Genomic DNA, 25,414 nt, shown 5'->3' with positions numbered 1-25,414 from the left:
CTGCCGGATTAACTTCTGGCCTGGAATATCCGATGCCCCCTGTCTACCGCCTGGCACTGCCAGCATTGTGCCTGTCGTTGATCCTGCCTTGCGCGTTTTCTGTCGAGGCGGCTGACCCGGCACCTGCCGCTGCGGAAAAACCCGCAGAAGAAAAACCGGTTGCACGCCAGCCGCTGCTTGAGCGTAGTCAGGAAGAAGCGGCAGCACTTGAGCGAAAAATCCCGGCGCAGGAACAGCAACAACTGCAAGCCGGCACCGACAGCTTCCTCGCCTTGTGGAAACCGGCCAATACCGCCGAACCCAAAGGCGCGGTGATTATCATCCCTGGCGCCGGTGAAACCGTTGACTGGCCGCAAGCAATCGGCCCATTGCGGCGCAAGTTGCCGGACGTCGAGTGGAGCAGCCTGAGTATTACCTTGCCGGACCTGCAAAGCGAAGCCATTGCGCCACGTATCGTTGAAGTGGCGCCAGCGCCCAAAACGCCTGATGCCGGCAGCAAAGACTCCACGACTGCGGCGCCCATCGAACAGGCGGCCGGCGGCGAAGCGGATGTGCCCGACAAGGCCATCGTCGAAACCACCGAAGAACAGGCCAAAGCCGACGCGGAGCGAATCTTCGCCCGCATCGATGCCGCCATCGCCTACGCCGAACAGCAAAGTGCTCGCAGTATCGTCGTGTTGGGCCATGGGACCGGCGCTTACTGGGCCGCACGTTATCTGAGCGAGAAGCAGCCATCGCAAGTCGAGAAGTTGGTGATGGTCGCCGCTCAGACGCCTGTTACAGCGACGCCGGGGCTGGCTGAACTCACGCCCACCTTGAAGCTGCCTACCGCAGATATCTTCTATATGGATAAGCCGGGGGATCGTAACGCGGCGCTGGAACGTTTACAGGCCAGCAAACGCTTGAAAACCTCGGGGTTCAGTCAGGTTTCGCTCAAGGCGCTGCCGGGGAATGCCAAGGCCGAGCAAGAGCAATTGGTCCGTCGTGTACGGGGTTGGTTGAATCCTCAACCAGCGGCCGACTGATAGACCGAGTCGCTCTCATCGCGGGCAAGCCTCGCTCCCACAGGATTTGAGTCGTACGCAATTTTTGCTATCGACATAAAACCTGTGGGAGCGAGGCTTGCCCGCGATGGCGGCATCACTAGCGACACAAACCTTACTTGCTAACGAAAATCCCGCCGTTCTCGAATCAACGTATAGGCAGTATGCAATTCACGAGTCTTGTCCGTGGCCTCGCGAACCTGCAACGCTGTCGCACCGCTGCCGGCAATCTTGTCCGGGTGATGACGACTGAGCAGGCGTCGATAGGCGCGCTTGATTTGCGCCGGCTCACTGGTCGCCGACACGCCCAATAGCCGCAAGGCGTCTTGATAAGTTACAGCGCTGTTGATCGATGGGCGTTTCTGCGGCTCATAGTCAGTCGCCAAGGCCTGTACCTGCTGCCGCGTCCACCCCAGCCATTTGCCCCACTGGGCAATCAGCTCGCGCTCACTGCTACCGGCGCGGCCATCGGCCCAGACCATCCGCCAACAGGCACGCAACACCCCTTCCGCCGCATGGGGTTGAGCACTCAGGCGTCGCAGATAACCGCGCAACCGGTCATGTCCCGACTTACCACGATTGAACGCCGCAATCGCGCGACGTTGCGCCGATTCGGTCATCTCCAGCGAGCGCATTTCCTGCCGCGCCTGCTGGATGTGCCCATCCACTACCCGCCCATCGCTCTTGGCCAATCGGCCCAGCAACACGAACAGCAGTTCATCGTTGCGCAGCACCGAGCGACCACCGAATTTTTCCCATAAATGCGCCCAGCTCTGCAGGTGCAAGCGCCGATCCAGCGCCTGTCCCAATAAAGCACCGAGCATGGCCCCCGGAATGCTGGCTATGGCAAAGCCCGCTCCGGCTCCAATCAGAGTCCCTGGCCACAACATGTCAGCGTCTCGCTTCTATCAGGGTTTCTACTTCAGCCAGGCGTTCGTGGGTGCCGACATCCACCCAATGCCCGTTCAGGCGTTCGCCGGTCACTTGCCCGTCAGCCATGGCTTTGCGCAGCAGCGGCGCAAGCTTGAAGGCACCGGCCGAGCAACCGTCAAACAGCTGCGGGTGCAGCACAGCGATGCCGCTGTAGGTCAGGGTCGATGTATCCGGCCGACCGTCCTGCACATGGCCATCGACCAAAGTGAAATCTCCACTCGGGTGATGCGCCGGGTTGTCCGCCAATACTAGATGAGCAAGCCCGACGATGGGCTGATGCAACACGCTGAAGTCGTAATCGGTCCAGATGTCGCCATTGACCACCACAAAGGCGTCGTCACCCAACAACGGCAATGCACGGAAAATACCGCCACCGGTTTCCAGCGGCTCACCTTCCGCCGAGTACTGAATGCTCACGCCATACCGCGAGCCATCGCCCAGGTAATCCTCGATCTGCTGACCGAGCCAGGCATGGTTGATCACGATCTCGGTAAACCCTGCAGCCGCCAACGCCCCCAAGTGATATTCGATCAGGGGCACTCCGCCGGCGCGAACCAGCGGTTTTGGCGTGGTCAGGGTCAGCGGACGCATGCGCTCGCCTTTACCCGCGGCCAGAATCATGGCCTTCATGCCGTCGCTCCAGCACGCAGACTGGCCAGCAATTCACCCAGTTCCGCCAGTTCAGGGCGACGGGCGATGACCGCGTCTATATAAGCAAAGAAGCGCGGCACATCGCCGAGGTAGCGCGGCTTGCCGTCGCGATGGCAGATGCGGGCGAAAATGCCGATGACTTTCAGGTGTCGTTGCACGCCCATCAGGTCGCTGGCGCGCAGGAAATCTTCGAAGTCAGGCTGCACCGGGATGTCGAGCGCACCGGCTTGCTGCCAGTAATCTTCCAGCCAGCCACGCACGCGCTCTTCAGGCCAGCTGAGGAAGGCGTCCTTGAACAGGCAGGTCACGTCATAAGTTACCGGCCCGTAAACCGCGTCCTGGAAATCCAGCACGCCGGGATTCGGCTCGCTGAGCATCAGGTTGCGCGGCATGTAGTCGCGATGCACCAGGACTTTTGGCTGAGCCAGGGCGCTGTCGATCAGCAGGTCGCTGACCTGCTGCCAGAGCGTTTGCTGCGCCGAGTCGAATTCGATACCCAGTTCGCGCTTCACGTACCACTCGGGGAACAGTTCCAGTTCACGACGCAGCAGTGCCACGTCATAACTTGGCAGTGGTGCCACCATCGGCAACTGCTGGAAAGCCAGCAGCGCTTGCAGGGCATCCTTGAACAAATCGTCGGCGTTTTCGCTGTCGATCACGTCCAGGTAAGTCTTGTTGCCCAGGTCATTGAGCAAAAGAAAACCACGCTCAAGGTCTTCGGCATAAATTTTCGGCACGTTTATTCCGGATTTCGCCAGCAGAAAAGCGATATCCACAAAGGGTTTGCAGTTTTCCTGGGGCGGCGGCGCGTCCATCACGACGAAACTTCTGTCTGCACCTTCCCAGCGGAAATAGCGCCGAAAACTCGCGTCGCTACTGGCCGCAGTCAACGTGGCCGGGGGCACGGTGCCCCAACCTTGTTCTGCGAAGAGGATAGCCAACTGTTCATCGAGCCAAACTTTCAGGTGTTGCAAGCGTACATCTTGGTCAGGCATTGCAAGGGTCTCCGACGGCGCTAGCCGTCAAGCGGGTCATGCTTTATTATCCAGCATCTTTTTCAGACCATCGAGAGGCGTGCGGCCCACACCGCGGGCAGATGGCACGCAGGAAGCCCGGACTAATAAGATGGCATTGAAATCCCCCGCGTTTCGTAAAAAATTTCCGTTGTTGGTCACCGGCAGTCTGCTGGCCCTGCAACCTCTAGCCACTTCGTTCGTGGTCGCCGCGGAACAGTATGACTGCTCAGTCTCTGCTTCGGGTGCCTGGGACTGTGCGCCAAAGGCACCGGCCGCTGCATTGCCGCCACGCCCCGTCCATGACGGCAGCGCAGTTTCCGCCACTGGCGAAGCCCCGGCGGACACCGCAGACACCAGCGCCAAACCCGTACTGGTTACCGAGTCCAAGGGTCGTGGCCTGAAGTCGCGTAGTGAAGACTACAGCCACCTCGACTGGGTTCCGCGCGAGAAGCTCACTGCAGCGCAGTTGGCCGAAACCGGTCCTTACTGCTCTGGTTCCTATATCGAACCGATTCGTCCTGGCATGAATGACAAGACGAATAAAAGTGACGCTCCAACCTTTCTCGGCGCCAAAGCCTCTCGCTATAAGCAGGATGAACAAGTCGCGACCCTGGCCGGTGACGTGGTCATGCGTCAGGGCAGCATGCAGGCCGAAGCCGACGAAGCGAACCTGTACCAGGCCGAGAGCCGTGGCGAACTGAGCGGCAACGTCCGCGTTCGCGACAACGGCGCACTGATCGTGGGCGACCACGCCGACGTGCAACTCGACACCGGTGAAGCCAAGGTCGACAACGCCGAATACGTGATGCACAAATCCCGTATCCGCGGTAACGCGCTGTACGCCAAACGTGCCGAGAACGCGATCATCCGCCTCAAGGATGGTACGTACACCACGTGCGAACCGGACAGCAACGCCTGGCAGCTCAAGGGCAATAACATCACCTTGAACCCGGCGACCGGTTTCGGTACTGCGACCAACGTGACACTGCGGGTCAAGGACATTCCGGTTCTGTACACGCCGTATATCTACTTCCCGATCGACGACCGTCGCCAGTCCGGCTTCCTGCCGCCGACCATTGGCACCGGCAGCGATACCGGCTTCCTGCTGGTCACCCCGTATTACTTCAACCTGGCCCCGAACTACGATGCCACGTTGTACCCGCGCTACATGAGCAAGCGTGGCCTGTTGATGGAAGGCGAATTCCGCTACCTGACCAAGTCCAGCGAAGGTCAGTTCGGCGCCGCGTACCTCAACGACGAGAACGACGATCGCAAGCTGCAGACCGACTACGATAAAACCCGCTACATGTACAACTGGCAGCATAAGGGTGGTCTGGACTCGCGCGTAATGACTCAGGTCGATTACACCAAGATCAGCGATCCGTATTACTTCCAGGATCTGCAGACTGATCAGATTGGTGTGAAAAGTGCCGATTTCGTGAATCAGCAAGGTTCTGTCACCTATCGCGGCGACAGCTACACCGCTCGTTTGAATGCCCAGGCTTATCAGCTGGCGACCGTTTCGAACATCACGCCGTATGATCGTTTGCCGCAGATCAACTTCTATGGCGCGCTGCCCTATCACCCGGGCGGCCTTGATTTCGATTACGAGAGCGAAATCGTCCGGTTCGACCGTGACTTGAAAAATGGCAACTACGTAAACGAAGATGGCACCGTCGCACCACGACTTGATAACAACGTGACCGGCCTGGTTCGCGCTACCGGCGACCGTTTGAATCTCAAGCCGGGCGTCAGTCTGCCGTTGAACTGGACCTATGGGTTCTTGAAGCCGTCTCTGAAATATCAGTACACCCAGTATCAACTGGACCTGGACAGCACCGGCAAGAATCAAATCGTTGCTCAGCAAAACGCAGCAGCGGCCGCAGGCACCGATTACGTCGGTGGTGAGTTCGGCAGCAACCAAAATCGCGGCGTACCGATCGCGAGCATCGACAGCGGCCTGTACTTCGATCGCAACACCCAATGGTTCGGCAAGAACTATCGCCAGACCCTGGAACCGCGCCTGTTCTATCTCTATGTTCCTGAGACTAACCAGGAAGACATCCCTGTCTTCGATACTAGCGAATACACCTTCAACTACGCCTCGCTGTTCCGCGACAACCGCTTCTCCGGCTCCGACCGTGTCGGCGACGAAAACAAACTGTCGCTGGGCATCACCAACCGCTGGATTGAAGAAAACGGTTTCGAGCGTCAACGCATCAGCGTCGGCCAGGCTTTGTACTTCAAGGACCGCGAAGTCCAGTTGCCGGGTATCGATGGAAAAACCCGCGACGATGCACAAGCCAAAGTTTCACCGTACGCGCTGGAATACGAATACCGCTGGAACCGCGATTGGCGCACCACCGCCGATTACAACTGGGACCCGGACAGCCGCAGCCCTCGCTCGGGCAGCGCGATGTTCCACTACCAGCCTGAAGACAACCCGAACAAGGTCATCAACGCCGGTTATCGCTATCGCAATGACCAGGTTCGTTATGACCAGAACACCGGCAAATGGGCGGTAGGCGGTGGTGACTACGGAACCCCGGGCACTCCTGGCTACGTGAAGGACTACTACAAGATCCAGCAGCACGACTTCTCGGTGATCTGGCCGGTTGTGCCGCAATGGAACGTCATCAGCCGCTGGCAGTACGACTACAACCGCAACCGTACCCTGGAAGCCTTCGGTGGTTTCGAGTACGACAACTGCTGCTGGAAACTGCGCCTGATCAACCGTTACTGGGTTGACTATGACGAAACCAGTCAAAACGCTCCGCAAAACGAAAAAGGCGACCATGGCGTCTTCCTCCAAATTGTTCTGAAGGGACTCGGCGGCCTCACCGGCGCCAAAGTAGAGAGCTTCCTCGACAAAGGCATCCAAGGTTATCGTGAACGTGAAGACCAAGCTTTCTGATTGTCTGCGCCCGCTGATGCTGGGCGCGCTGTTCCTGGGTACCGCGGCCAACGCCGCGGTACAGTCCATCGATAAAGTGGTGGCCATCGTCGACAACGACGTGGTCATGCAGAGCCAACTGGACCAGCGTGTTCATGAGGTTCAGCAAACCATCGCCAAACGCGGTGCTGCCGTACCGCCTGCAGGCGTGCTGGATCAGCAGGTGCTTGAACGTCTGATCGTCGAAAACCTGCAACTGCAGATCGGCGAGCGTTCCGGCATCCGCATTACCGATGAAGAACTGAACCAGGCTGTCGGCACCATTGCCCAGCGCAACAACATGTCGATCGAACAATTCCGCTCCGCTTTGTCTCGCGACGGCCTGTCTTATGACGACGCTCGTGACCAGATCCGCCGCGAAATGATCATCAGCCGTGTACGTCAGCGCCGTGTAGCTGAACGCATCCAGGTGTCCGAGCAGGAAGTGAAGAACTTCCTGGCGTCCGACCTGGGCAAGATGCAGTTGTCCGAAGAGTTCCGTCTGGCCAACATTCTGATTCCTACGCCGGAAAGCGCCAACTCCGACGCGATTCAGAATGCAGCCAAACAAGCTGACGCGGTTTACCAGCAGCTCAAGCAAGGCGCTGACTTCGGTCAGTTGGCAATCGCCAAATCCGCCAGCGAAACCGCGCTGGAAGGCGGCGACATGGGCTGGCGTAAAGCCGCTCAACTGCCACCTCCGTTCGATCGCCTGCTGGGCACCATGGCAGTGGGTGACGTGACCCAGCCAATGCGTACACCGGGCGGCTTCATCATTTTGAAGATCCTCGACAAGCGTGGCGGCGAAGCCCAGGTGCGTGACGAAGTGCATGTGCGTCACATCCTGGTCAAACCAAGCCCGATCCGCGACGAAGAAAAAACCAAAGCCTTGGCTCAATCGCTCTACTCCCGTATCGAAGCGGGCGAAGATTTCGGTGAGCTGGCGAAAAGCTTCTCGGAAGACCCGGGTTCCGCCCTCAACGGTGGCGACCTTAACTGGATCGACCCGAATGCACTGGTGCCCGAATTCCGCGAAGTGATGGCCAAGACCCCGCAAGGTCAGCTGTCCAAGCCGTTCCAGACTCAATATGGCTGGCACGTTCTGGAAGTCCTTGGCCGCCGCGCTACCGACAGCACCAGTCAGGCCCGTGAGCAGCAAGCGATGACCGTACTGCGTAACCGCAAATACGATGAAGAGCTGCAAACCTGGCTGCGTCAGATCCGTGACGAAGCGTATGTAGAAATCAAGCTCCCTGGTGCAGACCAGGCAACGCAGTGAAACCCAAGCGTTTCGCGTTGACCCCCGGCGAACCGGCCGGCATAGGTCCTGACCTGTGCCTGCTGCTCGCCTCGCAAGCCCAGCCACACCCTCTGATTGCCATTACCAGCCGCGACCTGCTCATCGAGCGGGCCGCGCAGCTGGGCGTGGTTGTCGATCTGCTGGCGGTAACGCCGGACAGCTGGCCAGATATTCCGGCCCCGGCCAACAGCCTGTATGTGTGGGATACGCCGCTTAACGCCAAGGTCATCGCCGGGCAACTGGACAAAGCCAATGCGGCTTTCGTTCTGGAAACCCTGACGCGTGCTGGCCAGGGCTGCCTGGACGGGCATTTCGCCGGCATGATCACCGCCCCTGTGCACAAGGGCGTGATCAATGAATCCGGAATCGCCTTTTCCGGGCACACGGAGTTTCTCGCTGACCTGACTCATACCGCGCAAGTGGTGATGATGCTCGCCACCCGCGGCTTGCGCGTGGCATTGGTCACCACTCACCTGCCCCTTCGCGAGATTGCCGATGCAATTACACCGGAGCGCCTGGAGCGGGTCACGCGGATCCTGTACGCCGACCTGCAAGAAAAATTCGGCATCGCCCAGCCACGCATCCTGGTTTGCGGGCTTAACCCGCACGCCGGTGAAGGCGGTCACCTGGGCCATGAAGAAATCGACATCATCGAACCTACATTAGAGCGCCTGCGCGGCGAGGGCATGGACCTTCGCGGTCCCCTGCCCGCCGACACTCTGTTTACCCCCAAATATCTGGAGCACTGCGACGCGGTGCTGGCGATGTACCACGACCAGGGCCTGCCCGTGCTGAAATACAAAGGCTTCGGCGCGGCAGTCAACGTGACCCTCGGCTTGCCGATCATCCGCACATCGGTCGACCACGGCACCGCCCTGGATCTGGCCGGTAGCGGCAAAATCGACACCGGCAGCCTGCAAGTCGCCCTGGAAACCGCCTACCAGATGGCCGAGACCCGTTTATGACCGAGCATTACCAACACAGGGCGCGCAAGCGCTTCGGCCAGAACTTCCTGCACGATGCCGGCGTTATCGACCGCATCCTGCGTTCCATTCACGCCAAACCCGAAGACCGTCTGCTGGAAATCGGCCCGGGCCAGGGGGCATTGACCGAAGGCCTGCTCAACAGCGGCGCCCAACTGGACGTAGTGGAGTTGGACAAGGACCTGATCCCGATCCTCAACCAGCAGTTCGCCAGCAAGAGCAATTTCCACCTGCATCAGGGCGACGCGCTGAAGTTCGACTTCAACAGCCTGAACGCCGCGCCGAACAGCCTGCGAGTGGTCGGCAACCTGCCTTACAACATCTCTACGCCGCTGATTTTTCATCTGCTGCACAACGCCAGCCTGATTCGTGACATGCACTTCATGCTGCAAAAGGAAGTGGTCGAGCGTCTGGCGGCGGGGCCTGGTGGCGGTGACTGGGGTCGCCTGTCGATCATGGTTCAGTACCATTGCCGGGTCGAACATCTGTTCAACGTTGGCCCGGGCGCATTCAATCCGCCGCCGAAAGTCGATTCGGCCATCGTGCGTCTGGTGCCTCATGCGGTACTTCCGCATCCAGCCAAAGATCACAAACTGCTGGAGCGCGTCGTGCGCGAAGCCTTCAACCAGCGCCGCAAAACATTGCGCAACACTCTCAAACTCCTGCTGAGCAACGCCGAAATCGAAGCCGCCGGCGTCGATGGCAGCCTGCGCCCCGAACAGCTCGATCTGGCTGCCTTCGTGCGCTTGGCCGACAAGCTCAGCGAACAGGTCCTACAAAAGCCTGCCACCGACTGACAGGCGATGAGCGCTATCGGGTAGGACGCCACTCTGGTCTACTACCCGATACTTGGCCTAGACTGAGATCCATCAGTTACGCCCCGCGTCCCGCTTCGTTTTTAAGGCCTTTTGCATGTCCGATCCTCGTTATCAGGTCGACGTCAGCGTCGTCACCCGCTATCTGGCAGAACAATCGCAACCCGAGCAAAATCGCTTTGCCTTCGCCTACACCATTACCGTGCAGAACAATGGCCTGGTACCCGCCAAACTGCTTTCACGGCACTGGGTGATCACCGACGGTGACGGGCATGTCGAGGAGGTTCGCGGTGCAGGCGTCGTCGGCCAACAACCGTTGATCGACGTGGGCAAGAGCCACACTTACAGCAGCGGCACTGTCATGACGTCCAAAGTCGGTACGATGCAGGGCACTTATGAAATGGTCGCCGAGGACGGTAAGCACTTCGACGCCATCATCGCGCCGTTTCGTCTGGCGGTACCCGGAGCCCTGCACTGATGGCGACGTATGCCGTCGGCGACTTGCAAGGTTGCCTTGAACCGCTGCAATGCCTGCTCAAGCAAGTCGCCTTCGACCCTGCCCGGGACCGTCTGTGGCTGGTGGGCGACCTCGTCAACCGAGGCCCACAATCGCTGGAAACCTTGCGCTTCCTCTATAGCCTGCGCGAATCGCTGATCTGCGTGCTCGGCAACCATGACCTGCACTTGCTGGCCGTCGGGCAAAACATCGAACGCCTGAAGAAGGCCGACACGCTGCGCGAGATTCTTGAAGCACCCGATTGCGGGGAGCTGCTGGAGTGGGTTCGGCAACAAAAGCTCATGCATTACGACGAACAGCGCGATATCGCCCTGGTCCATGCCGGCATCCCGCCTCAATGGTCGCTGCGCAAAGCCTTGAAGTGCGCCGCAGAAGTCGAAGATGCCCTGCGCGACGACAACCGCTTCGCGCCTTACCTTGACGGCATGTACGGCAATGAACCGGTGAAATGGGACAACGACCTCAAAGGCGCGGCGCGCTTGCGAGTCATCACCAACTATTTCACCCGGATGCGTTTTTGCACCAGCGACGGCAAGCTTGATCTCAAGGGCAAGGAAGGCATCGACACCGCACCACCGGGCTATGCGCCGTGGTTCACCCACAAGGAGCGCAAGACCAAGGGCCTGAAGATCATCTTCGGCCACTGGGCGGCGCTCGAAGGCCAGTGCAACGAGCCGGGTCTGTTTGCGCTCGACACCGGTTGCGTCTGGGGTGGCGCCATGACCCTGATGAACGTCGACACCGGCGAGCGCCTGCAATGTAAATGCGACGCCCACGGCCATACTCGGCCGGCTGTCGCCGCCTCTATTCCCGAACAAACGTCAGCCAGCGCCCTGCGCTAGACTGCGCTTTCAGCCGAGCCACAGGAGCCCGCCATGAGCGAATTCAAACGTATCCCCCCAGAACAGGCCCAGGCCCTGCGCGAACAAGGCGCGGTGGTGGTCGATGTCCGCGACCCGGCAACGTTTGCCGCGCTGCACATTGCCGGCTCGAAGCATCTGGACAACCATTCCCTGCATGCTTTCATTCAGGGCGCTGACCTGGACGCGCCAACGGTAGTGGTCTGCTATCACGGCAATTCCAGCCAGGGCGCGGCCGCTTACCTGATCAGTCAGGGCTTCTCCGACGTCTACAGCATGGATGGCGGTTTTGAGCTGTGGCGTACGACCTATCCTTCGGAAACAGCGCAAGGCACTTCCGAATAATTTTTTTCAAGGCGCGCAAGGCCCGGCCCCCGTGGGCTCGCGCGCTGGCTGACGAACGGTCTGCCACAACTAATTACTTATTGCGCCTTTACCTTCAAGATTCCGAACTATCCTTAAGCGCAGGCCATCCAAAACAGGGGAGAGCCGGTACACCGGCGCGCGGGTCATCGGGAGTAGCTTTCAGGGTTGATACCCTGGAGGTGTTCTGGGGGGTAAACAGCAACTGCATATTCAGTTGCTTGCCAGCATCGACTGACTGATCCGGCGTCGGCTCCACGTATCGAGCGAGGTGACGTCATGAGTATCTTTAGCCACTTCCAACAACGCTTCGAGTCCACGCGCCAGGAAGAACTCTCTCTGCAAGAGTACCTGGAGCTATGCAAAAAGGACCGCAGCGCCTACGTTTCCGCAGCAGAGCGACTTTTGCTGGCCATCGGTGAACCGGAGCTGCTCGACACCTCGACCAACTCGAGGCTGTCGCGAATCTTTTCCAACAAGGTGATCCGCCGCTATCCGGCCTTTGAAGACTTCCACGGGATGGAAGAATGCATCGACCAGATCGTGTCATATTTCCGCCATGCCGCTCAGGGTCTGGAAGAAAAGAAACAGATCCTCTACCTGCTGGGCCCTGTCGGTGGCGGTAAATCGTCCCTGGCCGAAAAGCTCAAACAACTGATCGAGAAAGTGCCCTTCTACGCAATCAAGGGCTCGCCGGTTTTCGAGTCGCCCCTGGGTCTGTTCAACGCCACCGAAGATGGCGCGATCCTCGAAGAAGACTTCGGCATTCCCCGGCGCTATCTCAACACCATCATGTCGCCATGGGCTACCAAGCGCCTGGCCGAATTCGGCGGCGATATCAGCCAGTTCCGCGTGGTGAAACTCTATCCGTCGATCCTCAACCAGATTGCGGTCGCGAAAACCGAGCCGGGAGATGAAAACAACCAGGACATCTCCGCACTGGTGGGCAAGGTCGATATTCGCAAACTGGAAGAGTTCCCGCAGAACGACGCCGATGCCTACAGCTACTCGGGGGCATTGTGCCGGGCCAACCAGGGCCTGATGGAGTTCGTCGAAATGTTCAAGGCACCGATCAAGGTGCTGCACCCATTGCTGACGGCCACCCAGGAAGGAAACTACAACAGTACCGAAGGCCTGGGGGCGATTCCGTTTACCGGGATCCTGCTGGCCCACTCCAACGAATCGGAATGGCACACCTTCCGGAACAACAAGAACAACGAAGCATTCATCGACCGGATCTATATCGTCAAAGTACCGTACTGCCTACGCGTCAGCGACGAGGTGAAGATCTACGACAAGCTTCTGTTCAACAGCTCGCTGGCCAAGGCCCATTGCGCGCCCGACACTCTGAAAATGCTCGCTCAGTTCACCGTGCTCTCGCGCCTCAAAGAGCCGGAAAACTCCAACATCTACTCCAAGATGCGCGTGTATGACGGCGAAAACCTCAAGGACACCGATCCGAAGGCCAAGTCGATCCAGGAATACCGCGACGCTGCGGGTGTCGATGAAGGCATGAACGGTCTGTCGACCCGCTTCGCCTTCAAGATTCTGTCGAAGGTCTTCAACTTCGATCCGCACGAAATCGCCGCCAACCCGGTGCATCTGCTCTACGTGCTGGAACAACAGATCGAGCAGGAACAGTTCCAGGCGGAGACCCGCGAACGCTATCTGCGCTTCCTGAAAGAGTACCTGGCGCCGCGTTATATCGAATTCATCGGCAAGGAAATCCAGACTGCCTACCTCGAGTCTTACAGCGAGTACGGTCAGAACATCTTCGATCGCTACGTGCTGTACGCCGACTTCTGGATTCAGGATCAGGAATACCGCGATCCGGAAACTGGCGAGATCCTCAACCGCGTAGCCCTGAACGAGGAACTGGAGAAAATCGAAAAACCGGCCGGCATCAGCAATCCGAAGGATTTCCGCAACGAAATCGTCAACTTCGTACTGCGCGCCCGAGCCAACAACAACGGCAAGAACCCAACCTGGCTCAGCTACGAAAAACTGCGGGTGGTCATCGAGAAGAAAATGTTCTCCAACACCGAGGACTTGCTGCCGGTCATCAGCTTCAACGCCAAGGCCAGCAAAGAGGACCAGCAGAAGCACAACGACTTCGTCACACGGATGGTCGAGCGGGGCTACACCGACAAACAGGTACGACTGCTTTCCGAGTGGTACTTGCGGGTCAGAAAATCACAGTAACCCGCTGCCGGTCAGACCGGTTGTCGTTAGCCCGAGGCCTGTTTACGCTTTTTCTGTTACACAGGCCTCTGGAGGTGTCCGAAATGCGGTAGCGAGGTTCAGGCAGCATCAAAGCGCTTGGGGGGAGCGTGTACACCCTCCGGCACTGGCCTTATGCTGCGTTAACGCTCGCCCCTTTCAGGACAGCTTCTAAGGAGCAGTCATGAGCTATGTGATCGACCGACGTCTCAATGGCAAGAACAAGAGCACGGTAAACCGCCAGCGGTTTCTGCGGCGCTACCGTGATCACATCAAAAAGGCTGTCGAAGAGGCGGTCAGCCGGCGCTCCATTACCGATATGGAACACGGCGAACAGATCAGCATTCCCGGCCGCGACATCGACGAGCCGGTGCTTCACCACGGTCGTGGCGGCAAGCAAACCATCGTGCACCCCGGCAACAAGGAATTCATCAGCGGCGAGCACATTGCCCGCCCGCCCGGAGGTGGCGGTGGCAGAGGCCCCGGCAAGGCCGGTAACACGGGTGAAGGGATGGACGAGTTCGTCTTCCAGATAACCCAGGAGGAATTCCTCGAGTTCATGTTCGAGGACCTTGAGCTGCCTAATCTGGTCAAACGCCACCTGACCGGCACCGACACCTTCAAGACCGTACGCGCCGGCATCAGCAACGAGGGCAACCCGTCACGGATCAACATTATCCGCACGCTGCGTTCGGCCCATGCCCGACGCATTGCCTTGTCCGGCAGCAGCCGGGCGAAATTGCGCGAAGTCAAAGAGGAACTGCTGCGGCTTAAACGGGAAGAACCGGACAACTTCGGCGATATCCAGGAGCTCGAAGCCGAAATCGAGAAGCTCAGCGCGCGCATTCACCGAGTGCCATTTCTCGACACCTTCGACCTCAAGTACAACCTGCTCATCAAGCAGCCGAACCCCAGCTCCAAAGCAGTAATGTTCTGCCTGATGGACGTGTCCGGCTCCATGACCCAGGCGACCAAGGATATCGCCAAGCGCTTCTTCATCCTGCTGTACCTGTTCCTCAAGCGGAACTACGACAAAATCGACGTCGTGTTCATCCGCCACCACACCAGTGCCCGTGAAGTTGATGAGGAGGAGTTTTTCTACTCCCGGGAAACCGGCGGCACCATTGTCTCCAGCGCCCTGAAACTGATGCAGGAGATCATGGCCGAGCGTTATCCGAGCAACGAATGGAACATCTATGCCGCCCAGGCGTCCGACGGCGACAACTGGAACGACGATTCGCCGATCTGCCGCGACATCCTGATCAATCAGATCATGCCGTTCGTGCAGTACTACACTTATGTTGAGATTACCCCGCGCGAACACCAGGCCCTGTGGTTCGAATACGAACGCATCGCCGAAGCCTTCTCTGACACTTTTGCCCAGCAGCAACTGGTCTCGGCCGGGGATATCTATCCGGTCTTCCGTGAACTCTTCCAGCGCAGGTTAGTGACATGACCGCCAAAGAGCAGAAGCGCCAACCCATTTCCACCGGCTCCGAATGGACATTCGAGCTGATCCAGGCCTACGACCGCGAAATCAGTCGTCTCGCGGCCCGCTACGCGCTGGATACGTACCCCAACCAGATCGAAGTGATCACCGCCGAGCAGATGATGGACGCCTATGCCTCTGTCGGCATGCCCCTGGGTTATCACCATTGGTCCTATGGCAAACACTTCCTCAGCACCGAAAAATCCTACAGCCGCGGCCAGATGGGCTTGGCCTACGAGATTGTGATCAACTCGGACCCCTGCATTGCCTATCTGATGGAAGAAAACACCATCTGCATGCAGGCGCTGGTGGTGGCTCACGCGTGCTATGGCCATAACAGTTTCTTCAAAGGCAACTACCTGTTCCGCACCTGGACCGACGCCAGTTCGATCATCGATTACCTGGTGTTCGCCAAGCAGTACATCATGCAGTGCGAAGAACGCCACGGCATCGACGCCGTAGAAGACTTGCTCGATTCCTGCCATGCGCTGATGAATTACGGCGTCGACCGTTACAAACGCCCTTATCCGATTTCCGCCGAAGAAGAACGCCGTCGGCAGAAGGATCGGGAAGAGCATTTGCAGAAACAGATCAACGATTTGTGGCGGACCATTCCAAAAGGCGCGGACAAATACAGCGACAAGGACAACGCACGCTTCCCCGCCGAACCTCAGGAAAACATCCTGTACTTCATCGAAAAACACGCCCCGCTGCTGGAGCCCTGGCAGCGCGAAATCGTGCGGATTGTGCGCAAGATCGCCCAGTACTTTTATCCACAACGCCAGACTCAGGTAATGAACGAAGGCTGGGCCACGTTCTGGCACTACACCTTGATGAACGACTTGTATGACGAAGGCCTAGTCACCGATGGCTTCATGATGGAATTCCTGACTTCCCATACCAGTGTGGTTTTTCAGCCTGGCTTCGACAGCCCCTACTACAACGGCATCAACCCCTACACCCTGGGTTTTGCCATGTATCGCGATATCCGCCGGATATGCGAACAGCCCACTGAAGAGGACTATCGCTGGTTCCCGGAAATCGCCGGTACCGACTGGCTGCCCAGCATCAAATTCGCCATGAGCAGCTTCAAGGACGAGAGTTTCATCCTGCAGTACCTGTCACCCAAGGTGATCCGCGACCTCAAGCTGTTCAGCATCCTCGATGACGATCAGAAGGACGATCTGCTGGTTCCGGCGATACACGACGAAGACGGCTATCGAACCATTCGTGAAACCCTGGCGGCGCAATACAACCTGGGCAATCGCGAACCCAACATACAGATCTACAGCATTGACCGGCGTGGCGACCGCTCCCTGACCTTGCGTCACCAGCAACACGACCGCAAACCGCTGGGCGATTCCACAGACGAAGTACTCAAGCACCTGCACCGCCTCTGGGGCTTCGACATTCACCTGGAAACCCTGCAAGGAGATCAGGTGATGAAAACCCATCATGTTCCGCCCAGAAGCGAGCATGGCGAGGGTGATTACGGCCGGCTGGACTTGGCAGTCATTCATCTTTGATCCTGTTTTCTGCCTCCGGAAGTTCGACGCAAAGGTTATTCTGTCGGGCTAACGGAGGTTTTTTATGCAGATTTATAAAGTCGGCGGCGCGGTACGCGATCGCCTGCTGGGCAAGCCTGTCACCGATATCGACTGGGTCGTTGTAGGCGCGACCACCGAAGAAATGCTCGCCAAGGGCTTTCGTCCGGTGGGCGCGGACTTCCCGGTGTTTCTTCACCCCAAAAGCGGTGAGGAATACGCCCTCGCCCGCACCGAACGCAAAAACGGGCGCGGCTACGGCGGCTTCATCTTTCACACCAGCCCCGACGTCACCCTCGAAGAAGATCTGATTCGTCGCGACCTGACGATCAACGCCATGGCTGAAGACGATCAGCAGAATCTGACCGACCCTTACCATGGCCAGCGGGATCTCGAGGCTCGCCTGCTTCGTCACGTTTCCCCCGCGTTCGCCGAAGATCCTCTCCGTGTTTTGCGCGTTGCCCGCTTTGCCGCGCGTTATGCGGCACTGGGTTTTACCGTCGCCCCCGAGACATTGGAGCTGATGCGCCAACTCAGCGAATCAGGTGAATTGGAGGCATTGACTCCCGAACGTAGCTGGAAAGAAATCGCCCGCGCGCTGATGGAAGACCAGCCTCAGGTATTCATCGAGGTGCTGCGCGAGTGTGGCGCGCTCAAGGTACTGATGCCGGAAGTCGACGCGCTGTTCGGTGTACCGCAACCCGAAGCCCATCACCCGGAAATCGACACGGGCGTGCATACCCTGAGCGTGCTGGAGCAAGCGGCGCTGCACAAACAACCGCTAACCGTACGCTGGGCGTGCTTGCTGCATGACCTGGGCAAAGGATTGACGCCCGAGGAAGAATGGCCCCGCCACATCGCCCACGAGCACAAAGGCCTGAAGCTGATCAAAGCGGTCAACGAGCGCTTCAAGGCACCGAAGGACTGCCAGGAACTGGCGCTGCTGGTGGGCAAATATCATACCCATGGCCATCGTGCTCTGGAGCTTAAGCCGTCGACCTTGCTCGAGTTGCTGCAGAGTTTCGACGTCTATCGTCGACCTCAGCGCTTTGAGGAGTTTATCGCGGCGTGTGAAATGGACGCTCGGGGGCGTAAAGGCCTGGAGCAGAGAAGTTATCCACAGGCGGATTATTTACGTGGCGCGGCAACTGCGGCGCGAAGTGTTGCCGTTCAGCCGTTGCTGGAGAAGGGATTCAAGGGGCCAGAGTTGGGCGAGGCGATCAAGGGCGAGCGGCTCAAGGCGCTGAAGGCTTACAAAGCGGCGGCGCCTGCTTGAAAAGCATCGCGGGCAAGCCCGCTCCCACAGGTACGAGTCGTTTGTCGATTATGTAAACAACGCCAACTTGTGGGAGCGGGCTTGCCCGCGATGGCGTCATCCGCCTCACAACAAATTCAAAGGGGTCAGCTGCTCACCGCGCCACTCAAAAGCAACCGGCGCCAGCACTTGATCGATCTGCGCTTCATCCCACAGAGTTGCAAAGCTCTTGCCTACGCCCGGATGCACTCTGTCCGGCGCAATCAGCGACAACGGCCATAGCACGAAGGCATTTTTCAGAATCTCTGCCCGCGGCAAGATCAAACCATCGAAGTTGCCCACCAGGTCGCCGAACAGCAGTACGTCGATATCCAGCGGCAAGCCCTTGCGGTCCGGCGCGTAACGGCCGTTATCCGCTTCGATGAATTTCAACCGTCGATCCAGCTCCATCAGCGGCAGATCGGTGAAAGCCGAAACCACAAAATTGAAAAACGGCCCGCTCTTGATCCCCACCGGCTGGCTTTCGAATACCGCCGAGCAGCGCATATCCACCAGGAAACCCGCCAGAGCGTCCAGGCCAGCCTGCAAATGGGCTTCGCGCTCGATATTGCTACCGAGCCCGAGGTACACCTGAGTCAGCGACATCCGCGCTCGATCTCCACGCCCACACCCGTGGCCGCCGGGACGGCACCTGGCTTGGTCAGCTTGAGGTGCATCCAGGTGATCTTGAATTCGCTCATCAGCACTTGCGCCAGACGCTCGGCAAAGGTCTCGACCAGCTGGAACTGCGCCTGTTCGGCGAACGCCTGAATGCGCGACGAAACGCTCGCGTAGTCGAGCGCCAGGGTCAGGTCATCACCGGCGGCGGCCGGACGATTGTCCCAGGCGAAGCTCAGATCAAGTCGAAGACACTGTCGGATGCCTCGTTCCCAGTCGTAGGCACCAATCACGGTGTCGACTTCCAGGCCCTCGATAAACACTCTGTCCAAGCACTTCTCTCCACTGCACGACAAGGGCGCAATGCGCCGTTAGAATCAGGGCGTCCTCGCCCGGAATAGTTAGCATGTTTTGGTTACTGGCGATCCTCGCCTACCTGCTCGGCTCTCTGTCCTTCGCCATTTTGCTCAGCCGCCTGACCGGTAACCCCGATCCGCGAATGAGTGGCTCGGGCAATGCCGGTGCCACCAATATGTTGCGTCTGGCCGGCAAGAAACTCGCCATCCTGACCTTGCTCGGCGACCTGAACAAAGGCCTGCTGCCCGTATTGATCGCGGGTGCTATAGGCCTTTCACTGCAAGAACAGGCCTGGATCGGCGTCTGTGCCGTTATCGGCCACCTGTTTCCGCTGTACTTCCGCTTTCGCGGTGGCAAGGGCGTCGCCACCGCAGCTGGCATGCTGCTGGGGCTCTACCCGCCTGCCGCGCTGCTGGCGGTCTGCGCTTGGCTGCTGACGTTCTACCTGACCCGCACCAGCTCACTCGCAGCCCTGATTGCCACACCGCTGACCCTGCCGTTGCTTGCCTGGCAAGAACCGGCGGCACTGCTACCCATGAGCGCGCTCACGGGCCTGATCGTCTGGCGTCATCGCGGCAATCTACGCGACCTGTTTGCCGGGCGCGAACGGCATTTTTAAATACCGCACGTGAGCACCGCTCATCACAGCGCCGACAGTTGCTCCATCGGCCAGCGCGCCTGCACGCTGATTGCCAGGCTTTCATGCTGGCCGGCCTGCAAGCGCTGGCAGCCGGCAAACGCAATCATCGCGCCATTATCGGTGCAGAACTCCGGACGGGCATAAAATACATCGCCCTTCATGTCGCCGAGCATTTTCTCCAGTGAAGCCCGCAGCGCTTTATTGGCGCTGACGCCCCCTGCGATCACCAGACGCTTGAGACCCGCCTGTTTGAGGGCACGCTTGCACTTGATGGTCAAAGTCTCCACCACGGCCTGCTGGAACGCCAGCGAGATGTCGCAACGGGCTTGCTCGCTGTCGTCCCCGGCGCTGACGCTCTGCTGCCAGGTGTTCAGCGCAAAGGTTTTCAGCCCGCTGAAGCTGAAAGCCAAGCCTGGACGATCACACATTGGGCGCGGAAAAGTGAAACGCCCCGCAACGCCCTGCTCCGCCAGACGAGCAATCTCCGGACCGCCCGGATAATTCAGGCCCATCATCTTCGCGGTTTTATCGAATGCTTCGCCGGCAGCATCGTCGAGAGTCTCGCCCAGGAGCGTGTACTGACCGATCCCGTCGACCTGAACCAGCTGCGTATGACCACCCGACACCAACAAAGCGACGAACGGGAACTCCGGAGGTTGCGACTCCAGCATCGGCGCCAGCAAGTGACCTTCCATGTGGTGCACACCCAAGGCCGGAATGCCCCAGGCAAAGGCCAGCGCCTGGGCGCACGAAGCCCCCACCAGCAAGGCTCCGACCAGACCAGGGCCCGCGGTATAAGCGATGGCGTCGATCTCGGTCGGCACACAGCCGGCCTCGGCCAGGACCTGACGAATCAAGGGCAGCATGCGTTTGACGTGATCACGCGACGCCAGCTCCGGCACCACGCCGCCATAGGCACGATGCAGATCGATCTGACTGAACAACGCGTCGGCCAACAACCCGCGTTCACTGTCGTAAAGTGCGACACCGGTTTCGTCGCAAGAGGTTTCTAATCCCAGTACTAGCATGGGTTTGCGCCTTGTAGAGGCTGAATTCGAAGGCGCGCATAATAGTCTTCGCGTGATGCCCCGACCAGCGGTTTTCGATCAGAGGCTTTGCATTCCGAGCGATGAGGGGTTAACATCCGCAACCCTTAAAAACCGACGTCTTCAAGTGCTCTTTTGCCGCGAGGATGTTGACCCCGGTAATGAATGAAGGTAGCTCTGGATGCCAGCCGTCAAAGTAAAAGAGAACGAACCCTTCGACGTAGCTCTGCGTCGTTTCAAGCGCTCCTGCGAAAAAGCCGGTGTACTGGCTGAAGTTCGTAGCCGCGAATTTTACGAGAAGCCAACTTCTGAGCGTAAGCGTAAAGCAGCAGCCGCTGTTAAGCGTCACGCCAAGAAAGTTCAGCGCGAACAGCGCCGCGCCGTTCGTCTGTACTAATACACAGACGATCGTAGCAAGCTTCTGCCAAGCCCGGCCCTCAGCCGGGCTAATGGCATTTGCGGAAAACGCTTGATGCTTCACCGTCGAAGCCGCAGACGCGACCGAGACAAATCTGCTTCACAGCGTCAGACCTGGCTCTTTTGCCAGCGGTGCACGTCTTTTCTGACGAGCCTTCCAAGGCTACTGACGAGCACACCCACTGATTCCTCTCACGACGATCAGCCCAAGGCACCTTCTTGCGTGCCCGCTTATGAGCTATCCGAGGCCAACGACTGGCCGTCGCCGGATTCAGCGAAACACTTTCAAATAGTCGAATACTGATTGGTACTAACGTCAGTGGATTTTCGGCAGATACACTTCCCGACAGCGATACGCAGACGACACAGGTCGAGCCGCACACCCTGCGCGCCTCAAACAACGACCCGCGTTCGGCCGCCCTTCGTTTTGGGTCCATTTCAGCGCAGATGACGAGAACGCCATGGCCGGGCTAATTCCCCAGAGCTTCATTGACGACCTTCTGAACCGCACCGACATCGTCGACGTGGTCAGCTCGCGCCTGCAAATGAAAAAAGCCGGCAAGAACTACACTGCCTGCTGCCCGTTTCACAAAGAGAAAACCCCCTCCTTCAGCGTCAGCCCCGACAAACAGTTCTATTACTGCTTCGGCTGCGGCGCTGGCGGTAACGCCCTCGGCTTCATGATGGACCATGACAACCTGGATTTCGTCCAGGCTGTCGAAGAACTGGCCAAAGCCGCCGGCATGGAAATTCCCCGCGAAGAAAGTGGCCGACCGCACAAACCGCGGCAGCCCACCGACTCGCCGCTGTATCCACTGCTCACCGCCGCCGCCGATTTTTATCGTCAAGCCCTGAAAAGCCATCCGTCGCGCAAAGCTGCCGTGGATTACTTGAAGGGTCGTGGACTAACGGGAGAAATCGCTCGGGATTTCGGGCTCGGTTTTGCCCCACCTGGCTGGGACAATCTGTACAAGCACCTGAGCAGCGATACCCTGCAGCAAAAGGCCATGATCGACGCCGGCCTGCTGATCGAGAACGCCGAAACCGGCAAGCGCTATGACCGCTTCCGCGATCGCGTGATGTTCCCGATCCGTGACAGTCGCGGGCGCATCATCGCCTTCGGCGGCCGGGTGTTGGGCGACGACAAGCCGAAATACCTGAACTCACCGGAAACCCCGGTCTTCCATAAAGGCCAGGAACTCTACGGCCTTTATGAAGCACGCAAGAACAACCGCAACCTCGACGAAATCATCGTCGTCGAAGGCTATATGGACGTCATCGCCCTCGCCCAGCAAGGCCTGCGCAACGCCGTCGCAACTCTGGGCACCGCCACCAGCGAAGAGCACATGAAGCGCCTGTTTCGCGTCGTGCCCAGCGTGCTGTTCTGCTTCGACGGCGACCAGGCGGGCCGAAATGCCGCATGGCGGGCGCTGGAGGCAACCCTGCCATGTCTGCAGGACGGGCGCCGGGCGCGCTTTCTGTTCCTGCCTGAGGGCGAGGACCCGGATACCCTGGTCCGCTCCGAGGGCACTGACGCCTTCCGCGCGCGAATCAATCAGCACGCCCAGCCGCTGGCCGATTACTTTTTTCAACAGCTGACCGAAGAATCGGACCCGCGCTCCCTCGAAGGCAAGGCCCACATGGCTACCCTCGCCGCGCCGCTGATCGATAAAGTCCCGGGCGCCAACCTGCGCATACTGATGCGCCAGCGCCTGAGTGAAATTACCGGGCTTAGCGGTGAAGCCGTGAGCCAACTGGTGCAAAGCACACCTCAGCCTCAGGAAGCGCCACCCGCTTACGATCCGGGCATCGATTACGACGCCATGCCGGATTACAGCGACTACCATCAGCCGCAGGCGCAAGAGATGTACGCGCCGCAGCAGGAATGGACGCCGAAAAAGCCTGGTGCAGGCGGCAAGAAATGGGACAAGAAGCCGTGGGACAAAAATGGCAAACGTGGCGGCGATCGCGATCAACCGCGCGCACCACGGGTGCCGGCCGCTGTAGAGCCGCCCACCCTGGCCGCCTTGCGCACGCTGCTGCATCACCCGCAACTGGCTGAGAAAGTCGAGGATGCCGGGCACTTCGCTGCCGAGGACCATACCAACACGCAACTGTTGGTCGCCCTGCTCGAAGCCGTACAGAAGAATCCCAAGCTAAACTCATTTCAACTGATTGCGCGTTGGCACGGCACCGAACAAGGCCGACTGCTCAAAGCGCTGGCAGAAAAGGAATGGCTGATTGATGGAGATAACCTTGAACAACAGTTTTTCGACACCATTACTAGCTTGTCAGCCCGCCAACGCGAGCGAAACCTGGAACAACTTCTTCGAAAAGCACGTCAAAGTGAATTGAGCACCGAAGAGAAAAATCAACTGCGCGACCTTTTAAGTCGCAATGTTTCCGCATCAAGCCCGACCTCAACTGGCGCGTGAGGTCATAGCTCAGGTATAATCCTCGGCTTGTTTTTTGCCCGCCAAGACCTTCAGTGGATAGGGTGTTATGTCCGGAAAAGCGCAACAGCAGTCTCGTATCAAAGAGTTGATCACACTTGGTCGTGAGCAGGGCTACCTGACTTACGCGGAGGTCAACGACCACCTGCCGGAGGATATTTCAGATCCGGAACAGGTGGAAGACATCATCCGCATGATTAATGACATGGGGATCAACGTATTCGAGGTTGCGCCAGATAAGGATTCCCTTATGCTGGCCGACGCCGATACCGACGAAGCCGCGGCCGAAGAGGCAGCAGCAGCGTTGGCAGCGGTCGAGACCGACATTGGTCGCACCACCGACCCAGTGCGCATGTACATGCGTGAAATGGGTACGGTAGAGCTCCTCACACGTGAAGGCGAAATCGAAATCGCCAAACGTATTGAAGAGGGCATCCGCGAAGTGATGGGCGCAATCGCGCACTTCCCTGGCACGGTTGACCATATTCTCTCCGAGTACACTCGCGTCACCACCGAAGGTGGCCGCCTGTCCGACGTCCTGAGCGGTTATATCGACCCGGACGACGGCATTGCGCCGCCTGCAGCCGAAGTGCCACCGCCTGTCGACCCGAAAGCCGTGAAAGCGGATGACGACACCGACGACGATGACGCCGAAGCGACCGACGACGAAGAAGAAGCCGAAAGCGGTCCAGATCCGGTCATCGCCGCACAGCGCTTTGGTGCTGTCGCCGATCAGATGGAAATCACCCGCAAGGCCCTGAAAAAGCACGGTCGTGGCAACAAGCTGGCAATCGCCGAGCTGATCGCCCTGGCTGAGCTGTTCATGCCGATCAAACTGGTGCCGAAGCAATTCGAAGGCCTGGTCGAGCGTGTTCGCAGTGCCCTGGATCGTCTGCGTCAGCAAGAGCGCGCGATCATGCAACTGTGCGTTCGTGATGCCCGTATGCCGCGTGCCGACTTCCTGCGCCAGTTCCCGGGCAACGAAGTCGACGAAAGCTGGACCGATGCACTGGCCAAAGGCAAAAGCAAATACGCTGAAGCCATTGGTCGCCTGCAACCGGACATCATTCGTTGCCAGCAGAAGCTGACCGCGCTGGAAACCGAAACCGGTTTGACGATCGCCGAGATCAAGGACATCAACCGTCGCATGTCGATCGGTGAGGCCAAGGCCCGCCGCGCGAAGAAAGAGATGGTTGAAGCGAACTTGCGTCTGGTGATCTCCATCGCCAAGAAGTACACCAACCGTGGCCTGCAATTCCTCGATCTGATCCAGGAAGGCAACATCGGTCTGATGAAAGCGGTAGACAAGTTCGAATACCGCCGCGGCTACAAATTCTCGACTTATGCCACCTGGTGGATCCGTCAGGCGATCACTCGCTCGATCGCCGACCAGGCCCGCACCATCCGTATTCCGGTGCACATGATCGAGACGATCAACAAGCTCAACCGTATTTCCCGGCAGATGCTGCAGGAAATGGGTCGCGAACCGACCCCGGAAGAGCTGGGCGAACGCATGGAAATGCCTGAGGACAAGATCCGCAAGGTATTGAAGATCGCTAAAGAACCGATCTCCATGGAAACCCCGATCGGTGATGACGAAGATTCTCATCTGGGTGACTTCATCGAAGACTCGACCATGCAGTCGCCAATCGATGTCGCCACTGTTGAGAGCCTTAAAGAAGCGACTCGCGAAGTCCTGTCCGGCCTCACTGCCCGTGAAGCCAAGGTTCTGCGCATGCGCTTCGGTATCGACATGAATACCGACCACACCCTCGAGGAGGTTGGTAAGCAGTTCGACGTGACCCGTGAACGGATTCGTCAGATCGAAGCCAAGGCGCTGCGCAAGCTGCGCCACCCGACGAGAAGCGAGCATTTGCGCTCCTTCCTCGACGAGTGATCACAGAACCCCCGGCCCAGGCCGGG

Annotated in this window: 22 protein-coding genes; 16 read left to right on the top strand and 6 right to left on the bottom strand. The window is 58.8% G+C overall.

Annotation, left to right across the window (positions count from 1 at the left end; translation table 11 throughout):
• The first annotated feature begins 32 nt into the window (after positions 1 to 32).
• Complete coding sequence (locus KGB18_RS27755; protein ID WP_123719567.1) at positions 33 to 1,025, top strand: alpha/beta hydrolase family protein; 993 nt, start codon at positions 33 to 35, stop codon at positions 1,023 to 1,025.
• 140 nt (positions 1,026 to 1,165) lie between these two features.
• Here the strand turns inward: KGB18_RS27755 and KGB18_RS27750 are convergent, their stop codons facing one another.
• From KGB18_RS27750 to KGB18_RS27740, 3 genes are read right to left on the bottom strand one after another with little or no spacing between them, the layout of a single operon-like run.
• Positions 1,166 to 1,933 (bottom strand): TerB family tellurite resistance protein, encoded by a 768-nt coding sequence (locus KGB18_RS27750; RefSeq protein ID WP_123719568.1) that lies wholly within the window; start codon positions 1,931 to 1,933, stop codon positions 1,166 to 1,168.
• Position 1,934: 1 nt separating this feature from the next.
• Entirely contained in the window at positions 1,935 to 2,606 is a 672-nt protein-coding gene (gene murU / locus KGB18_RS27745; protein WP_223570822.1) for an N-acetylmuramate alpha-1-phosphate uridylyltransferase MurU, read from the bottom strand.
• Positions 2,603 to 3,622, bottom strand: coding sequence for an aminoglycoside phosphotransferase family protein (locus KGB18_RS27740; protein WP_123719570.1), 1,020 nt, complete (start codon positions 3,620 to 3,622; stop codon positions 2,603 to 2,605). The genes murU and KGB18_RS27740 overlap by 4 nt, the downstream gene beginning before the upstream one ends.
• A gap of 130 nt (positions 3,623 to 3,752) precedes the next feature.
• Between KGB18_RS27740 and KGB18_RS27735 the strand changes: the two genes are divergently transcribed.
• The 11 genes from KGB18_RS27735 (at position 3,753) to KGB18_RS27685 (ending at position 17,942) form a co-directional block, all read left to right on the top strand.
• Positions 3,753 to 6,557 carry an LPS-assembly protein LptD gene (locus tag KGB18_RS27735; protein WP_123719571.1) on the top strand — a complete coding sequence of 935 codons (2,805 nt, stop codon included), beginning with the start codon at positions 3,753 to 3,755 and terminating at the stop codon, positions 6,555 to 6,557.
• Positions 6,538 to 7,854, top strand: a complete 1,317-nt coding sequence (gene surA / locus KGB18_RS27730; RefSeq protein WP_038981255.1) for a peptidylprolyl isomerase SurA — start codon at positions 6,538 to 6,540, stop codon at positions 7,852 to 7,854. The genes KGB18_RS27735 and surA overlap by 20 nt, the downstream gene beginning before the upstream one ends.
• On the top strand, positions 7,851 to 8,840 hold the full coding sequence (gene pdxA, locus KGB18_RS27725; protein WP_123719572.1) for a 4-hydroxythreonine-4-phosphate dehydrogenase PdxA: 990 nt from the start codon (positions 7,851 to 7,853) through the stop codon (positions 8,838 to 8,840). The genes surA and pdxA overlap by 4 nt, the downstream gene beginning before the upstream one ends.
• A complete protein-coding gene (gene rsmA, locus KGB18_RS27720; RefSeq protein ID WP_052967160.1) occupies positions 8,837 to 9,655 on the top strand; it encodes a 16S rRNA (adenine(1518)-N(6)/adenine(1519)-N(6))-dimethyltransferase RsmA in 819 nt (272 codons plus the stop codon). Before pdxA ends, rsmA begins: the two co-directional genes overlap by 4 nt.
• Before the next feature lie 115 nt (positions 9,656 to 9,770).
• Positions 9,771 to 10,151: a Co2+/Mg2+ efflux protein ApaG gene (apaG, locus tag KGB18_RS27715; RefSeq protein WP_008067418.1), complete on the top strand. Its 381-nt coding sequence runs from the start codon at positions 9,771 to 9,773 to the stop codon at positions 10,149 to 10,151.
• On the top strand, positions 10,151 to 11,032 hold the full coding sequence (locus tag KGB18_RS27710) for a symmetrical bis(5'-nucleosyl)-tetraphosphatase (RefSeq protein ID WP_223570821.1): 882 nt from the start codon (positions 10,151 to 10,153) through the stop codon (positions 11,030 to 11,032). The genes apaG and KGB18_RS27710 overlap by 1 nt, the downstream gene beginning before the upstream one ends.
• Before the next feature lie 33 nt (positions 11,033 to 11,065).
• Positions 11,066 to 11,395: a thiosulfate sulfurtransferase GlpE gene (gene glpE, locus KGB18_RS27705; RefSeq protein ID WP_030130002.1), complete on the top strand. Its 330-nt coding sequence runs from the start codon at positions 11,066 to 11,068 to the stop codon at positions 11,393 to 11,395.
• Between the two features lie 297 nt (positions 11,396 to 11,692).
• The gene (locus KGB18_RS27700) at positions 11,693 to 13,615 is read left to right on the top strand and encodes a PrkA family serine protein kinase (protein ID WP_007904259.1); all 1,923 of its coding nucleotides are present in this window, start codon (positions 11,693 to 11,695) and stop codon (positions 13,613 to 13,615) included.
• A 202-nt stretch (positions 13,616 to 13,817) separates the two neighbouring features.
• Entirely contained in the window at positions 13,818 to 15,089 is a 1,272-nt protein-coding gene (locus KGB18_RS27695; protein WP_123355699.1) for a YeaH/YhbH family protein, read from the top strand.
• Positions 15,086 to 16,648 carry a SpoVR family protein gene (locus KGB18_RS27690; protein WP_123719574.1) on the top strand — a complete coding sequence of 521 codons (1,563 nt, stop codon included), beginning with the start codon at positions 15,086 to 15,088 and terminating at the stop codon, positions 16,646 to 16,648. Before KGB18_RS27695 ends, KGB18_RS27690 begins: the two co-directional genes overlap by 4 nt.
• 64 nt (positions 16,649 to 16,712) lie before the next feature.
• Entirely contained in the window at positions 16,713 to 17,942 is a 1,230-nt protein-coding gene (locus tag KGB18_RS27685) for a multifunctional CCA addition/repair protein (protein WP_123719575.1), read from the top strand.
• Positions 17,943 to 18,047: 105 nt separating this feature from the next.
• Here KGB18_RS27685 and folK read toward each other — a convergent pair whose 3' ends face one another.
• Positions 18,048 to 18,566: a 2-amino-4-hydroxy-6-hydroxymethyldihydropteridine diphosphokinase gene (gene folK / locus KGB18_RS27680; RefSeq protein WP_063342356.1), complete on the bottom strand. Its 519-nt coding sequence runs from the start codon at positions 18,564 to 18,566 to the stop codon at positions 18,048 to 18,050.
• Positions 18,557 to 18,910 (bottom strand): dihydroneopterin aldolase, encoded by a 354-nt coding sequence (gene folB, locus KGB18_RS27675; RefSeq protein ID WP_052967152.1) that lies wholly within the window; start codon positions 18,908 to 18,910, stop codon positions 18,557 to 18,559. Before folB ends, folK begins: the two co-directional genes overlap by 10 nt.
• 74 nt (positions 18,911 to 18,984) lie before the next feature.
• On the opposite strand from folB, the gene plsY reads away from it, so the two are divergent.
• A complete protein-coding gene (plsY, locus tag KGB18_RS27670; RefSeq protein ID WP_007904248.1) occupies positions 18,985 to 19,554 on the top strand; it encodes a glycerol-3-phosphate 1-O-acyltransferase PlsY in 570 nt (189 codons plus the stop codon).
• 23 nt (positions 19,555 to 19,577) lie between these two features.
• Here the strand turns inward: plsY and tsaD are convergent, their stop codons facing one another.
• Entirely contained in the window at positions 19,578 to 20,603 is a 1,026-nt protein-coding gene (gene tsaD, locus KGB18_RS27665; RefSeq protein ID WP_052967150.1) for a tRNA (adenosine(37)-N6)-threonylcarbamoyltransferase complex transferase subunit TsaD, read from the bottom strand.
• A 199-nt stretch (positions 20,604 to 20,802) separates the two neighbouring features.
• Here tsaD and rpsU point away from each other — a divergent pair, with 199 nt between their 5' ends.
• The 3 genes from rpsU (at position 20,803) to rpoD (ending at position 25,388) form a co-directional block, all read left to right on the top strand.
• Positions 20,803 to 21,018 carry a 30S ribosomal protein S21 gene (rpsU, locus tag KGB18_RS27660; protein WP_002551877.1) on the top strand — a complete coding sequence of 72 codons (216 nt, stop codon included), beginning with the start codon at positions 20,803 to 20,805 and terminating at the stop codon, positions 21,016 to 21,018.
• Positions 21,019 to 21,499: 481 nt separating this feature from the next.
• Positions 21,500 to 23,473, top strand: a complete 1,974-nt coding sequence (gene dnaG, locus KGB18_RS27655) for a DNA primase (protein WP_123719576.1) — start codon at positions 21,500 to 21,502, stop codon at positions 23,471 to 23,473.
• A gap of 67 nt (positions 23,474 to 23,540) precedes the next feature.
• Entirely contained in the window at positions 23,541 to 25,388 is a 1,848-nt protein-coding gene (gene rpoD, locus KGB18_RS27650; protein ID WP_123719577.1) for an RNA polymerase sigma factor RpoD, read from the top strand.
• Positions 25,389 to 25,414: the final 26 nt, after the last annotated feature.

The organism is Pseudomonas sp. BF-R-26 (assembly GCF_019947395.1).
GTDB lineage: Bacteria > Pseudomonadota > Gammaproteobacteria > Pseudomonadales > Pseudomonadaceae > Aquipseudomonas > Aquipseudomonas farris.
Note: the sequence above shows the minus strand (reverse complement) of the source record. Positions and strands in the feature narration are given on the sequence as shown.

Coding starts and splice junctions, on each gene's coding strand:
- KGB18_RS27755 (WP_123719567.1), top strand. CDS start 33: ATGCCCCCTGTCTACCGCCTGGCACTGCCAGCATTGTGCCTGTCGTTG.
- KGB18_RS27750 (WP_123719568.1), bottom strand. CDS start 1,933: ATGTTGTGGCCAGGGACTCTGATTGGAGCCGGAGCGGGCTTTGCCATA.
- murU (WP_223570822.1), bottom strand. CDS start 2,606: ATGAAGGCCATGATTCTGGCCGCGGGTAAAGGCGAGCGCATGCGTCCG.
- KGB18_RS27740 (WP_123719570.1), bottom strand. CDS start 3,622: ATGCCTGACCAAGATGTACGCTTGCAACACCTGAAAGTTTGGCTCGAT.
- KGB18_RS27735 (WP_123719571.1), top strand. CDS start 3,753: ATGGCATTGAAATCCCCCGCGTTTCGTAAAAAATTTCCGTTGTTGGTC.
- rsmA (WP_052967160.1), top strand. CDS start 8,837: ATGACCGAGCATTACCAACACAGGGCGCGCAAGCGCTTCGGCCAGAAC.
- apaG (WP_008067418.1), top strand. CDS start 9,771: ATGTCCGATCCTCGTTATCAGGTCGACGTCAGCGTCGTCACCCGCTAT.
- KGB18_RS27710 (WP_223570821.1), top strand. CDS start 10,151: ATGGCGACGTATGCCGTCGGCGACTTGCAAGGTTGCCTTGAACCGCTG.
- glpE (WP_030130002.1), top strand. CDS start 11,066: ATGAGCGAATTCAAACGTATCCCCCCAGAACAGGCCCAGGCCCTGCGC.
- KGB18_RS27700 (WP_007904259.1), top strand. CDS start 11,693: ATGAGTATCTTTAGCCACTTCCAACAACGCTTCGAGTCCACGCGCCAG.
- KGB18_RS27695 (WP_123355699.1), top strand. CDS start 13,818: ATGAGCTATGTGATCGACCGACGTCTCAATGGCAAGAACAAGAGCACG.
- KGB18_RS27690 (WP_123719574.1), top strand. CDS start 15,086: ATGACCGCCAAAGAGCAGAAGCGCCAACCCATTTCCACCGGCTCCGAA.
- KGB18_RS27685 (WP_123719575.1), top strand. CDS start 16,713: ATGCAGATTTATAAAGTCGGCGGCGCGGTACGCGATCGCCTGCTGGGC.
- folK (WP_063342356.1), bottom strand. CDS start 18,566: ATGTCGCTGACTCAGGTGTACCTCGGGCTCGGTAGCAATATCGAGCGC.
- plsY (WP_007904248.1), top strand. CDS start 18,985: ATGTTTTGGTTACTGGCGATCCTCGCCTACCTGCTCGGCTCTCTGTCC.
- tsaD (WP_052967150.1), bottom strand. CDS start 20,603: ATGCTAGTACTGGGATTAGAAACCTCTTGCGACGAAACCGGTGTCGCA.
- rpsU (WP_002551877.1), top strand. CDS start 20,803: ATGCCAGCCGTCAAAGTAAAAGAGAACGAACCCTTCGACGTAGCTCTG.
- dnaG (WP_123719576.1), top strand. CDS start 21,500: ATGGCCGGGCTAATTCCCCAGAGCTTCATTGACGACCTTCTGAACCGC.
- rpoD (WP_123719577.1), top strand. CDS start 23,541: ATGTCCGGAAAAGCGCAACAGCAGTCTCGTATCAAAGAGTTGATCACA.